At 68.5% G+C, this 13095-nt stretch carries 13 protein-coding genes and 1 pseudogene; 6 read left to right on the top strand and 8 right to left on the bottom strand.

Features of this window, described 5'->3' with window-relative positions:
- Window position 1 precedes the first annotated feature (1 nt).
- Window positions 2-421: a nitroreductase family deazaflavin-dependent oxidoreductase gene (locus tag ACLBYA_RS09140; protein ID WP_447709049.1), complete on the top strand. Its 420-nt coding sequence runs from the start codon at window positions 2-4 to the stop codon at window positions 419-421.
- On the opposite strand, the gene ACLBYA_RS09145 is transcribed toward ACLBYA_RS09140, so the two are convergent.
- Window positions 418-1125 (bottom strand): dienelactone hydrolase family protein, encoded by a 708-nt coding sequence (locus ACLBYA_RS09145; RefSeq protein WP_447709050.1) that lies wholly within the window; start codon window positions 1123-1125, stop codon window positions 418-420. The two genes, ACLBYA_RS09140 and ACLBYA_RS09145, sit on opposite strands and share 4 nt — an antisense overlap.
- A gap of 33 nt (window positions 1126-1158) precedes the next feature.
- Between ACLBYA_RS09145 and ACLBYA_RS09150 the strand changes: the two genes are divergently transcribed.
- From ACLBYA_RS09150 to ACLBYA_RS09160, 3 genes are read left to right on the top strand one after another with little or no spacing between them, the layout of a single operon-like run.
- On the top strand, window positions 1159-1836 hold the full coding sequence (locus ACLBYA_RS09150) for a hypothetical protein (protein ID WP_447709051.1): 678 nt from the start codon (window positions 1159-1161) through the stop codon (window positions 1834-1836).
- Between the two features lie 21 nt (window positions 1837-1857).
- Window positions 1858-3045 (top strand): CoA transferase, encoded by a 1188-nt coding sequence (locus ACLBYA_RS09155; RefSeq protein ID WP_447709052.1) that lies wholly within the window; start codon window positions 1858-1860, stop codon window positions 3043-3045.
- The gene (locus ACLBYA_RS09160) at window positions 3042-3839 is read left to right on the top strand and encodes an acyl-CoA thioesterase (protein ID WP_447709053.1); all 798 of its coding nucleotides are present in this window, start codon (window positions 3042-3044) and stop codon (window positions 3837-3839) included. Before ACLBYA_RS09155 ends, ACLBYA_RS09160 begins: the two co-directional genes overlap by 4 nt.
- Before the next feature lie 983 nt (window positions 3840-4822).
- On the opposite strand, the pseudogene ACLBYA_RS09165 reads toward ACLBYA_RS09160, so the two are convergent.
- From ACLBYA_RS09165 to ACLBYA_RS09185, 5 genes and pseudogenes are all read right to left on the bottom strand, one after another.
- Window positions 4823-6220: pseudogene (locus tag ACLBYA_RS09165) on the bottom strand (AMP-binding protein); the annotation flags it as partial.
- Window positions 6217-7260: an ABC transporter ATP-binding protein gene (locus tag ACLBYA_RS09170; RefSeq protein WP_447709054.1), complete on the bottom strand. Its 1044-nt coding sequence runs from the start codon at window positions 7258-7260 to the stop codon at window positions 6217-6219. The gene ACLBYA_RS09170 and the pseudogene ACLBYA_RS09165, both read right to left, overlap by 4 nt.
- Entirely contained in the window at window positions 7257-8819 is a 1563-nt protein-coding gene (locus ACLBYA_RS09175; protein ID WP_447709055.1) for an ABC transporter permease, read from the bottom strand. Before ACLBYA_RS09175 ends, ACLBYA_RS09170 begins: the two co-directional genes overlap by 4 nt.
- Window positions 8820-9836 carry an iron ABC transporter substrate-binding protein gene (locus tag ACLBYA_RS09180; protein WP_447709056.1) on the bottom strand — a complete coding sequence of 339 codons (1017 nt, stop codon included), beginning with the start codon at window positions 9834-9836 and terminating at the stop codon, window positions 8820-8822. It abuts the gene before it with no gap.
- Window positions 9837-9893: 57 nt separating this feature from the next.
- The gene (locus ACLBYA_RS09185; RefSeq protein ID WP_447709057.1) at window positions 9894-10718 is read right to left on the bottom strand and encodes a hypothetical protein; all 825 of its coding nucleotides are present in this window, start codon (window positions 10716-10718) and stop codon (window positions 9894-9896) included.
- A 95-nt stretch (window positions 10719-10813) separates the two neighbouring features.
- Here ACLBYA_RS09185 and ACLBYA_RS09190 point away from each other — a divergent pair, with 95 nt between their 5' ends.
- Both ACLBYA_RS09190 and ACLBYA_RS09195 read left to right on the top strand, forming a co-directional pair.
- Complete coding sequence (locus ACLBYA_RS09190) at window positions 10814-11173, top strand: heme-binding protein (protein WP_447709058.1); 360 nt, start codon at window positions 10814-10816, stop codon at window positions 11171-11173.
- A 28-nt stretch (window positions 11174-11201) separates the two neighbouring features.
- A complete protein-coding gene (locus ACLBYA_RS09195; RefSeq protein ID WP_447709059.1) occupies window positions 11202-12104 on the top strand; it encodes an arginase family protein in 903 nt (300 codons plus the stop codon).
- Here the strand turns inward: ACLBYA_RS09195 and ACLBYA_RS09200 are convergent.
- The gene (locus ACLBYA_RS09200) at window positions 12089-12907 is read right to left on the bottom strand and encodes a DUF1206 domain-containing protein (protein WP_447709060.1); all 819 of its coding nucleotides are present in this window, start codon (window positions 12905-12907) and stop codon (window positions 12089-12091) included. The genes ACLBYA_RS09195 and ACLBYA_RS09200 overlap by 16 nt on opposite strands.
- A 62-nt stretch (window positions 12908-12969) precedes the next feature.
- A partial coding sequence (locus ACLBYA_RS09205; protein WP_447709088.1) for a Fe-Mn family superoxide dismutase occupies window positions 12970-13095 on the bottom strand: 126 nt, incomplete at its 5' end.

A 13095-nucleotide genomic window follows, 5' to 3' on the forward strand; every position in this document is an offset into this window, starting at 1 on the left:
CATGGAGAAAGCAGATTTCGATGCGATGAACCGCGCCGTGATCGAGGAGTTCCGCACCACGGGCGGCACCGCGGGCGGGGTGTTCACCGGTAAACCGCTGGTGCTCGTCCACCACACCGGCGCGAAGTCGGGTGCCGAGCGCATCGCACCGCTGGTGCCGCTGCTCGACGACGGCCGGGTCTACATCTTCGCCAGTAAGGGTGGTGCGGACAGCAACCCCGACTGGTACCGCAACCTGGTGGCCAACCCCGCCATCACCGTCGAACTGGGCACCGAGACCTACGCCGCGTCGGCGCGGGTGCTCGACGGTGCCGAGCGCGACGAGATCTACGCCAAGCAGGTCGCCGCCGAGCCGCAGTTCGGTGACTACCAGCACAAGACGACGCGGGTCATCCCGGTGGTGGAGCTGGTCCGTTCCTAACCACGCAGGTGGGTGTCGAAGAAGCCGAATACCCGGCGCCAGGCATCCTCGGCGACGGCCTCGTTGTAACCGAACCCGGTGACCCGCATCAACGCCTGGGCGGGCAGCTGGTTGGCGAAGCTGTGCCCGGCGTCGGGATAGACCTTGATGTCGGCATCGATCTGATGCGCGGCCACCGCCTTGTTGAGCTTCGCCGGAGCGCCGCGGCCCAACGGATCCTTGGCCCCGAAGCTCGCCACGATGGGGCAGGCCCCGCTCAACGTCTCTTCGAGGTTCTTCGGCAGCGGTGTGCCGTAGAACGGTGCGGCCGCTCCGAAACCCTTGGGGGACATGATGAGTGCAAACTGTCCACCCATGCAGAAACCGGCGATCCCGACGGTGCCGGTGCAATCGGCGCGCCCGGTCAGGTAGTCGCGGGCCGCCAACAGATCATCGATGGCCGGACCGTGTTTGGTGAGCGCGGCCCGCATCACCTTGGTGATGCAGCGGGCCCGGCCGCCGCGGGCGTACAGGTTCGGGGTGATGGCCAGATAGCCGGCGGCGGCCACCCGCTCGGACACCGCCTCCTTGTCCGGGAGGTAGCCGATGGCGTCGTGCACGATCACCACACCGGGCCAGGGCCCGGCGCCGTCGGGTGTGTCGACCAGGGCGTCGATGGGACCGTCCGGGGTGTCCAGGGTGATCTCCAGGGTGATCGTGGTCATAGCCCCAACCTAGAGCCCGTATGGTCAGTTGTCGTGTCTGACTCCGTCGAACTGGCGCCCCAGGTCATCGCCGCCGTCGCGGCTCTGCGCGACCACGGCGACGTGCCGTTGCGCTGCCACAAGGGTCCGATCCGCACGGCGGTGGCGGCCGCGGTGCGGGCCCTGCGGGACGACGAGCTCGGATCGAAGGTGCGGCCCTGGGACCTGTCTGCCCTGCGTACCGCCGCTGCTGGGCTGGGTGCGGTCAGTGGAGCGACGGCTGTTTTCGTCGATGCCGAGGTGCTGGTCGCCGAGATCCACCCGGGTGGGCGGCACATCGTGTTGCGCGGGGTCGAGGACGGCTGGCGGCTGGTGCGTTTTCTCGGTGACGGGGAACGTCCCGATCAGGTCCGGCTGGCCCCGGAGACCACCCGGGAGATCGAACTGGAGATGCTCTCCCCGGAGGCGGTGCTGATCGCGCTGGGTATCGCCAAACCCGACGATGTGGAGCTCGACATCGACTCCGAGGACCTCGGACAGGGCGAGACGGAGACCCGGTACCGCTACCTGTTCACCGACAACGGACGCTCGGTGCTGGCCGAGGAGGTCAAGTCGGAGATCTTCGACGGCGCCACCCCGTGTTCGCGGTGGGTGCGTGGAGTGGTGATCGACCGGGGCCGCGGTGTGCTGCTCACCGCGAACCGGGAACGGGCCCTGTTGATCCAGGGTTGATACCTTGACCGGGTGACTGGTGTGGCGACGGGGCCCCTGGCGGGCGTGCGGATCATCGAGATATCGAGCTTTGTGGCAGTGCCGCTGGCCGGAATGACACTCGCCCAGTTGGGTGCCGAGGTCATCCGCATCGATCCCGTCGGCGGCGCCGCCGACTACCGGCGCTGGCCGGTCACCGATGACGGTGACAGCATCTACTGGGCCGGGCTGAACAAGGGTAAGCAGTCGGTGGCCGTCGACATGCGTGCCGCCGCGGGTCAGGACCTGATCCGCCGGTTGATCGCCGACGCCGGTGTGCTGATCACCAACGTCGCCGGGCGCGCTTGGCATTCCTATGACGAACTGGTCGCCCTACGTCCCGATCTGATCCACGCCGAGATCTCCGGGCGGGCCGATGGCACCACCGGTGTGGATTACACGGTCAACGCCGCGGTCGGGTTTCCGATGGTCACCGGACCCACCAACCTGGCGACTCCGGTCAACCACGTGCTGCCGGCCTGGGATGTGTCCTGCGGGCTGTACACCGCACTTGCGGTCACCGCCGCGGTGCGCCACCGCGACAGCACCGGCCGCGGTGCACGGCTGGCGATCCCGTTGGAGAATGTCGCGCTGGCCACCGCAGGAAATCTGAGTTTTCTCACCGAGGCGCTGCTGGGCGGGCCGGAGCGGCCCCGCGTCGGCAACGCCATCTTCGGGCAGTACGGCAACACCTTCACCAGTCGGGACGGTGCGGTGTTCATGCTGGTGGCGTTGACCGGCAGGCATTTTCGCGATCTCACCGAGCTGACCGGCACCGCGACGGCCGTCACCGCCCTGGGTGAGGCGCTGGGCGCCGATTTCACTGACGAGGGTGACCGTTACCGGCACCGCGACGCGCTGACCGGGTTGTTCACCCTGTGGTTCGCCGAACGTGATGCCGACGAGGTCGCTGCCGCGCTGTCGCAGACCTCGGTGTTGTGGGATCGCTACCGCAGTTTCGCCGAGGTCGCCGCCGATCCGCGGGTCACCGAGAACCCCCTGTTCACCCGGCTCGACCAACCGCGGATCGGTCCGCATCTGGCGGCGGGACTACCGATCTCGATCGACGGCGGCTATCCGGCGGCCGAACCGGCACCGGCACTGGGCGATCACACGGCGCAGGTGTTGACGGCGCTGGGGCTGTCCGGTGCGGAGATCGATGACCTGCTGGGGTCGGGAACCATCGCGTGAGCGTGCTGCTGGACCTGCTGACGCTGCATCCGTTGGGTTCTGACCGCTGGTCGGGGCCGGCTGCCGGACCGGCGGGCAAGCGTTCCTTCGGCGGGCTGTTCGCCGCGCAGAGCCTGGCCGCGGCGTGCGCGACCGTGCACGCCGACAAGCAGCCCACCAATATGCATCTGCAGTTCCTGCGCGGTGGTGAGGCCGGCGACGGCACCGATTACGACGTCGAGCGGGTGTATGACGGGCGGACCGCCGCCGCGCGTCGGGTGCAGGGCCGCCAACACGATCGGTTGCTCACCACCGCCACGGTGTCGTTCTCGGCGCCGATGGCCGGGCCCGAACACGGTGCCCGTCACCCGATGCCACCGCATCCGGACACCCTGGACCCGTCTGTCTCACTGGGCCCGGCACCGTCGGTCCCGCTGGACGAGTTCGACCTTCGGATCGACGATCAGCGCAGCGCGGGGGAGTTCGTGCGCCGGCTGTGGTGGCGCACCGTGGTCCCGCTACCCGAGGACGCCGTGCTGCACACCTTGGTGGCGGTCTACCTGACCGACCTGTACGGCGTCGATCCGGTCTTCCAGACGCACGGACACTCGATGCGCGAGCGCGTATTTCGCAGCGGCACCACCGATTCGTCGGTGTGGTTCCATCGGCGGGTGCATGCCGATCAGTGGAATCTGCTGGAGTCGCGGTCCCCGGCCTCGGCGCGGGGCCGGGGTCTGGTCACCGCGTCGCTGGTGCGCGCCGACGGGGTCATCGCCGCCACCGCGGTCCAGGAGGGCCTGGCTGCCGATCGGTGACGAGGCCGGCGTCGCAGCCAGTTCAGCGCCTGGGCCAGCACCACGCCGACCACCAGTGCGGCCAGCATTCCGAGCAGTCGGTGCGTGCCGAACAGCGGATAGACCTGGAAATGCGTCAGATAGATGTAGAGCGAGGCATCGGCGAGCACGGCCAGTACGCTCGTCGCCCCGACCGGGCACCGGACCGCGGGCAGCCAGATGAGCAGACACAGCCCGGTGAACACCAGCGCCTCGCGGAACGGATCCGCGAAATAGCCGTAGAGGGTGACCGCGGTGACCGCGGTGAGCGCGGCGCGCTGCCAGGTCGACGACGCCTTGGATACCGCCCACCCGAGGGCGAAGAACCAGAACGCCAATATGCTGAACCAGGCGGCCTCGCCGGTGACCGTGTACCGGATGGCCAGTCCGGCGGCCAGAAACACTGCGGCGAAACCCCATTCGTGCCGCCGCTCGAGTCGGTCGACCGGCGGTAGTGCCAGCAGGCAGGCCGCCAGCACCAGGATCCACACCAGTACTTCGATGAACCACAGCCGGCCGGCGGTCATACTGTCGAACGGGCCAAGGAGCTTGTTGGCCAGCAGCAGATTCGTCCACCCATAGTGGTCGCTGACGAGCATGGTGAGTGCCACCCAGGCGACGGCGGGCACCGCGATCCAGCCGATGGTGTTGCGTAGCTGTCGGATTCGTTCTGCCCGCGGGGCGGCCGTCAGGCAGAAGCGGCCGAAGTTGTAGCCGGCCACCCCCAGTAGGATGTGCGCCCCGCCCCACATCTCGAACAGTTCGGCATGTGATCCCACGATGAGCACGATCGCGACGGCTCGCAAGGCCACGCTGGTGTCGAGGGTGGCGGTCCAGCGGCGCCGCCGCGGCTGCGCAGCCTCGAGGTCGGCCAACGGCATGCGGTGCCACTGCGCGGGGAGGTGTCCCAGCGCGCGTTCCAATCGCACCGATGCCGTCACGTAGGTCAGCGAGTTGCCGCCCAGGTCGACGAAGCTGGCCGCCGTGTCGATCTGCGCGGGGTCCAGGTGCAGCACGTCGGCGAACACCGCACGCAGCGGTGTCACCGCGGCGGTCTCGGCGTGCAGTGCGCGCACCGCGGGATAGTCGGGCTTGCCCGACGGCAGCATCGGCAGGCTCTCGACACCGACCGCGCGCACCGAACCGCCGGGCAGGCCGGTCATCTCGGTGACCGCGGCGCGGGCGGCATCCGGGGGGCCGGTGGTCGCCACGACCAGGGTGTCAGCGGCGACGGCGCACAAGGCCGGCAGCTCCCGTTCGCGCAGCGTGTTCTCCACTCGCTGCAGATCGATGCGTAGCCCGAACAGCTTGGCGAAGCGGTTAACACGCCCGACGATCTCGAAGAGACCGTCCGGTGCCTGTCGGGCCAGGTCGCCGGTACGCAATTCGGCGGGGCCGGCCCCGCCGGCGAGGTCGGCGCGGGAGTGCGCGTAGCCCATCATCACATTGGGGCCGGTGTAGACGAGCTCACCGTCGGTGTCGATCCGCAGCTGCCCGCCGGGGATGGCCCGGCCGATCGCATCGGGTCGGTCGATCGCGAGTTCAGGTGGTAGGTAAGCCATCCGGGCGGTGGCCTCGGTCGCCCCGTACATGACGAACAGTTGCCAGCCGCTGTGCCGGCCGAGCTCGGCGAACGCCCGGACCCGCTGCGGTGCGAGCGCCCCGCCGGCCTGGGTGACATACCGCAGATGCGGCAGATCCATCGCCGCGAACCCGATCCGGTCGAGCAGATCGAAGGTGTAGGGAACACCGGCGAACGTGGTGCCCCGGTGGGCGCGGAACAGCCGCCAGAAGGCGTCGTCGATGACCGACAGATCGGTGAGGATCAGTGCCGCCCCGCGCAGCAGGTGGCTGTGGATGACCGACAGGCCGTAGCAGTACGACATCGGTAATGTTGTTGCCGCGCAATCGGTGTTGCGGATGTCGAGATAGTCGGCGATGGAGCGGGCGTTGGCGATCAGATTGGCTGCCGACAGTCGCACCAGTTTGGGGGAGCCGGTGCTGCCCGAGGTCGACAGCAGCAGTGCCAGATCGGGATGCAGTTGCGGTGGCGGGCTGTCATGCCGGTGCAGTCCATCGGCGTCGATCACGATATTGGGGCGGTAGGTGCTCAGCAGCTCACTGTGGTCCCCACCCGGTGGCACCGGGATCACGACGTGGCCACCGGCCAACGCGCCGAGATAGTAGGTGAGGGTGGCGATATCGTTGCGGGTCTGCAGCAGGATGAGCTTTCGGCGGGATCCGAACTCGGCAGCCGCCGACTCGACCAACCGGGCCAGCGACCGGTAACTCAGGGTGGTGTCTGCGGTGTGGACGGCAGGCTGTTCGCCGTGGCCGAGCAGATGGTCGACGATACCTTTCATGGCAGCACCAGGGCGCGGCCGATGACCGCGATGCGCACCTTGGTGTCGACCGTGGGTGGGTCGATGCTGTGCTGGCGCACTGTGATCGGCGGGATGTCACCGATATCGATGGTGAGCAGCACATCGTGGCCGAGGAACTCGGTGGCCAGCACGGTGCCGATACCGGGTTCGGTGATGTCGACCTCGTCGGTGATCTCGGCGGCCACCAGCTGTTCCGGGCGTAGCAGCGCGGTGCCGGGCCCGTCGGGTGCCGGGGTCGCCAGTGCGATGCGGCCGAGCGCGCAGTCGACGTGACCGTCGCGCACCGTCGCGGGCAGGAATACACAGTCGCCTAGGAACTCGGCGGTGAACCGATCGCCGGGGCTCCGGTAAACCTGTTGTGGAGTGCCGATTCCGGTGAATCGGCCGTCCCGCATGACGGCCACCTGATCGGCGATGGACAACGCCTCGCCCTGGTCGTGGGTGACCAGCAGGGTGGTGACTCCCGCATCGGTGAGCACCTTGGTCACCGCCCGGCGGGTGGCCGCCCGCAACCCGGTGTCGAGTGCGGAGAACGGTTCGTCGAGCAGCATCAGGGCAGGCCGCCGCGCCATGGCGCGGGCCAGTGCGACGCGTTGCTGCTGCCCGCCGGACAGTTCGTGCGGGCGACGTGCTGCGAACGATGGATCCAGCGAGACGGTGTCGAGCAGCTCGGCCACCCGGGCATCGCGGTCCCGGCCGCCGAGCCCGTAGGCGATGTTCGCCCCGACACTGAGGTGCGGGAACAACGCACCGTCCTGGGCCACGTAGCCGACCGAACGGCGATGCGGTGCCACCGATGTCTGTGCCGAGGCGACCCGGCGCCCGGCGATGTCGATGGTCCCGGCGTCCGGTTTCTCGAATCCGGCGACCAGTCGCAGCAGGGTGGTCTTCCCGCAGCCCGATGCGCCCACCACGGCGGTGATGCTGCCCTGCGGCAGCGTCAGGTCGACTCCGTCGAGAACCGGTGCGCCGGTGAAGGATTTGGTCAGCTCATGGACCCGCAGGACATCGGTGTTCATGACGCCGCCCGGGTGGCTTCGCGGAACAGGGCGACGGTCACCGGGATCGACAATGCCACCAGCACCAGTGCGTACGGTGCGGCGGCGGCGTAATCGAGTTCGCTGGACAGCGACCAGAACCGCATCGCCAACGTCCGGGTACCGGTCGGGGCTAGCAGCAGCGTCGCGGTCAGTTCGGTGGCCACCGCGACGAACACCAGGGCCGCGCCCGCACCTGCCGCCGGTGCGGTCAAGCGCAGGGTCACCTGCACAAAGCTGCGGGCCGGCGAGACACCCAGTGACCGGGACGCCTCCTCCAGTCCGGGCGGGATCTGTGCCAACCCGGAGCGCAGGCTGATCAAGGCGCGTGGCAGGAACATCAGCACGTAGGCGCACAACACCAGCACTACGGTCTGATACAGCGGGGGAGCGAACCGGATCGCGACGGTCACCAACGCCAGGGCGGTGACGATGCCGGGCATCGAACTGGTGACGAAGTTCGCACCCTCGACGGCGCGGGCGAACGGCCCGCTGTAGCGGACCGCGAGCCAGGCGAACGGGAAGGCCGCCACCGTGGTCACCCCGGCAGCGAGGGCGGCCAGCACCGCGGTCTGACCGAGCGCCTGCGTCAGGTCGCCGTAGTCCCATACTGCGGCACCACCGATCCACAGCCAGCGCAGCAGCGTCCACACCGGCACCCCGAGCGCCAGTATTGTCAGGGTCGCCAGCGCGGCGCACGCGGGAACGGCCCAGCCGCCCAATCGGATCGGGGTGATGGTCCGCGGTGCGCCGGAACCGACCCGGGCGAATCGCGCGCTGCCCCGCAGCGCGGCCTCTCCTGCCAGCAGTGCCAGGCACAGCAGTACCAGCACGCCGGCCAGGGTGGCGCCGGCCGCACCGTCGAAGGTGGCCTGGAACTGCTCGAAGATGGCGGTGGTGAAGGTGGAGAAGCGCAGCATCGCGAACGCTCCATATTCGGCCAGTAGGTGGACCCCGATCAGCAGGCCGCCGCCGAGGATCGCCAGCCGCAGCTGCGGCAGCACCACCCGGAAGAACACCCCGACCGTGCCGGAGCCCAGCGCCTGTGCGGACTCCTCGATGGCCGGGTCGAGTCGGCGCAGGGTCGCCGCCGCGGGCAGGAAGACGAACGGAAAATAGGACAGCGTCGCCACCAGGACGCCGGCGCCGAACCCGTGTAGCGTCGGCCAGACGCTGACCCAGGCGTAGCTGTTGATGAAGGCGGGCACCGCCAGCGGGGCCACCAGCAGCGGCCGCCACACCGACCGGCCGATGACATCGGTGCGTTCGACCAACCAGGCCGCTCCGACGCCCAGCACGACGCACAGCGGCACGCAGACGGCGACCAATCCGACAGTGTTGAGCAACAGTTCGCCGACCCGGGGACGGACCACCAGCTCGTAGATCCGGGCGGGCCCGGTGCTGACGACCGCCCACACGACATAGCCGAGCGGGATGAAGGTCGCGGCGACCAGTAGACCGATACCACCGGTCAGCAGCGGACCGGGCCGGGCGGGGGGACGGGGTCCGGCGGTGGGTCGGTCGGTGTGCGTCGAGACCACCTAGAGCAGGCCAGCCTTGGTCATCAGGTCGGTGACCTTCGCCGCGTCCAGGGTGGACGGGTCGACGGCCGGGGCCTGCAAGGTGTCCAACGCGGGCAGCGCCGGATTGGCCGGCACACCGCTGGCCACCGGGTACTCGAAGGAGGTGCCCTTCTCCAGGACTTCCTGGCCGGCCTGGGAGGTGATGAATTTCAGGAACTGCTGTGCCTGATCCTTCTTCTTGCTCGATTCGAGCACGCCACCTCCGGAGATGCTGATGAACGCACCCGGATCCTCGTTGCGGAAGTAGTGCAGCGCGGTGTTGGCGCTGATCTCCTTGGTCTTGGCCTGATCGCGGAACCAGTAGTAGTGGTAGATGATGCCGCCGTCGATCTCGCCGTCGTTGGCGGCGCGGAGGGTGGCGATGTTGTCCTGCAGCAGCGTGGCATTGGACTTCATCGCCGCCAGCCAGGCCGCGGTGGCCGGTTCACCGGTCAGCTGCAGCATGGCCGAGACGATGGCCTGGAAGTCGGCCTTGGCCGGTGGTGCACCCCAGCGGCCCTTCCACTCCGGCTGTTGCAGATCCATGATCGACTGCGGCAGTTGGGCTTCGGTGAGTTTGGTGGTGTTGTAGACGAACACCGTGGTGCGAGCCGCGACCCCGGTCCACTTGTTGGTCGACGGCCGGTACTGGGCGGGCACCTGTTCCACCGTGGCAGGGTCGACATCGGCGAACAGCCCGGCCTGCTCGACAGCCGCCATCGCCGGTGAATTCTCGGTGAGGAACACATCGGCCGGTGACGCGTCACCTTCGGCGATGAGCTGGTTGCCCATCTCGGTGTCACCACCCTGCCGGTAGGTGACCTTGATCCCGGTCTCCTTGGTGAAGGCGTCGATCCACTCCTTGGTGAGCGACTCGTGCTGTGCGTTGTAGATCAGCAGCTCATCGCCCTGATCGCCCGATGAGCACGCCGTCATGGCGCTCACGAAGGTCAGGATGGACAACGCCGCGACGATGCGGTTCCACGGGGTCCTCATTGCAGGAATCCTTGCACTTCGGACCAAGGTGAGGCTGTCCTTCCAGCATATTCACAGTTAATCCAGCTGCGCCTCCGTCCAGTGGATGGACTGGCTGTCCGCGACGCGACGGAAGTGCAGCGCGGTGCGTCGGCCGAACCGGCGATCACCGGCCAGGCGCGGCGGTAACGGCAAGCGGTACAGGTCGGTGCCGACCGGTGTCGCGCCGGCCCGCTCTGCCTCGTCGAAAGTCAAGTAGCGCATGGCGATCGGACGTTGCTCGGCGTCGGGTAGAGCGGCGATCTGGCGGACCGACAGTTCGCCGCCGATGACGGCGCGATACAGCGGCTCGTCGAACTCGGTGCCGTGCAGGTAAAACGCACCCGACCCGTCGGCCCATTCGATGGCGCGTCGGTTGGTATCGCAGTGCGGCACACCGTCGGCATATCGGGTGACGGGAAGCGGAACCAGCAGCACCTCGCGGCGGATCGGCAGGATCCAACCCAGGCCCAGCTGTTCGGCGGCGCGCATCGTCGGGGCGAACCGGGCCCAGCGACTGACCGAGACGACGGTGTTGGGCGGTAGCCACGCCGCCTCGGGCATACCGGCCACGAACCGGTTGTAGAGCACATCGCGTTCGTTGCGCATGAGCACCGTTTCCGGTACCCCGTCGACATCGCTGTTGCCCGACCAGCGGGCCATCCGCCGCCACCGAGCGTCCGGGCCGACCAGCGACGCCGTACGCAATGCGTGTTCCAGATTCGGGACGACCGCGTAATGGGTGTGCCGGTGGACGTCGTAGGACAGGCAGAACTGAGTGACCAGAGCGGTGGCTGCGGCAGCGTCGAACGTCGTGGTGGGTGGCGCGAAACCGGGCCGAACGACGGGGCTGGGGGTCGTCATGGCGCGAGCGTAACCAGGGGGTCTGACAGGGGTTTGACATAGCCATTTCGCGACAAGACGGTGCAGCGGGGCGGCCGATCACGCAGGATCGGAGGATGAAATCGATTGTCGCGATCACGCTCGGCGGTCTGACCGCACTGTCCGTCCTGGCAGCCCCGACCGCGGTGGCCGCGCCACCGTGCTCGGCGAGCAACCTGGCCACCGTCGCCAGCGGCGTGCTCGCGCAGGCGGGCGGCTATCTGGACACGCATCCGTCCGCCAACGATGTGCTGACCGCGGCGGCCAATCAGCCGACCGCCGATGCCGAGCAGGCGATCCGCGGCTACTTTCTCACCCACCCGGGTGAGTTCCTGGACCTGCAGAACATCGCGCGACCGCTGATCGACCTGCGGCGCTCCTGCGGGGTGGCGGTGTCGCCGGGGCAGTTGGCGGCGCTGATCGACGCCCTGAGTTAGCCACCGGTAGCGGGATCTGCGTGCCGCGATGGTCGATATCGAACTGATCGGCCTCCCATTCGACGGTTACGGCCGTGCCGGACACCAGGCTCACGCGGCAGCTGCTCTGCGCCGGGCCGGCCTGGCGGCGGCACTCGGTGCGGTCGTCATCGACGAGGACATCGTGTTGCCGGCGCCGGATCCGAGGCGCGGTGACAGCAGCCTGATCAACGAACCGGCGCTGATCGCCATGACCGATGCGTTGAACGTCCGCGTCGGGCGCGCCATCTGGTCCGGCCGGTTCCCGGTGGTGGTGGGCGGGGACTGCGCGATGCTGCTGGGCATCGTGACCGGTCTGCGCGACCACGTCGGCGATACCGGCCTGGTGTTCGTCGACGGGCACGAGGACACCATGCCGCTGGATGTCTCCGAGGACGGCGAGGCGGCCAATGCCGAGATCGGGCTGCTGCTCGGTATCACCGGCCGGCTGCTGGGTGGGCCACTGGGCGCACGGTTACCCGCCCTGGATCCACGTGATCTGGTGGTGCTCGGCCCGCGCGACGAGGCATGGCGCGCGCAGTTCAACGTCGGCACCCTGGCCGATGCCGGCGTCTGGCTGGCGGCGTTGCCCGCCGTCGCCGCCGATCCGGCCGGTGCCGGCGCTCGCGCGCTGTCGGCTCTACGCAGCCAAAGGTGGTGGCTGCACATCGATCTCGACGTGCTGGACCCGGTCGTCTTTGCCTCGCAGGGTCTGCCCGACGTCGCCGACGAGCCGGGCGGACTGACGTGGGAGCAACTGCACGAACTTGCCTCGACGATGATCGGTTCCGGTGGCTGTGTGGGTGCCAGCCTGGTGATCTACGATCCCGACCAGGACGTCGACGGCGCTGACGCCGCGCGCATCGTCGCCTTCGCCGGGGATGTGCTCGGTGCCCGTCAGAGCCGACCGTAGCGGCTACGCACGAAGCTGTAGGCGCCGAAGGCCGCGATCCCCAGTGCGGCCAGGATCAGCAGGAACTGGCCGAACGGGACCTGGCCCAGTGTCTTGACCGCGGCGTCCAGACCGGAGGCCTTGGCCGGGTCGGCCTGCAGCGTGGCGAACACCACGAGTAGCCCGGCACCGGCCAGCACCAAGCCCTTTGCCGTGTAGCCGGCAATGCCGACGGCGTTGATGCCGGTGCCCCCGGAGACCCTCAGATCCTTGAAGAACTTCTTCGACACGCCCTTGTACGCGTGATAGGCGCCGACACCGAGCACGCCGAGCCCGACGATGATCAGCACGGCCTTGCCCCAGGTCGACTGCATCAGTTGTGCCGACAACCCGGCGTTCTGCTGTCCACTGGACTGGCCAGTGCCGGTCGCAAAGCGCATGGCGGAGAATGCGATTGCGATGTTGGCGACCGCCAGACCGATGGACTTGGAGCGTTTCCAGGCCGGTGAGTCGTCGTCACCGGAACGTTCGCTGGGCTTGGACCCGACGATGGACTCGGCCATATGCCACAGGCCCAGGGCGAACAGCCCGATAGCGGCCGCCCACAGGATGAACTCACCGGCGGGCTGGGCGGCCAGGGTCGCCAACGCGCCGGACTGGTCGGCGTTGCCGGCCGTGCCGAAGGCCAACCTCGCGATGATGAAGGCGAGCAGCAGATGCAGCACGCCGCTGGCGGCAAAGCCCGCCCGGGCGGCGTACTGGAAAGTGTCGCTGTCGGTGGCCCGGTCCACGGCGCCGTGGACCGGGCTGGCACCCATACTCATGGTTTCTCCTGAGAGGCCGTCATGTTGATGGCCCCGGGTACCACTTTTTGACGGGCGCGAAACTATCCGATGATGAGGCTGCCGGCCTGGCTGGTGGCGCGTGCGTAGCGGTCCTGGACGTCGGCCCAGTTGACGACGTTCCAGAAGGCCTTGACGTAGTCGGCCTTGACGTTCTTGTACTGCAGGTA

Source organism: Mycobacterium sp. C31M, assembly GCF_053345865.1.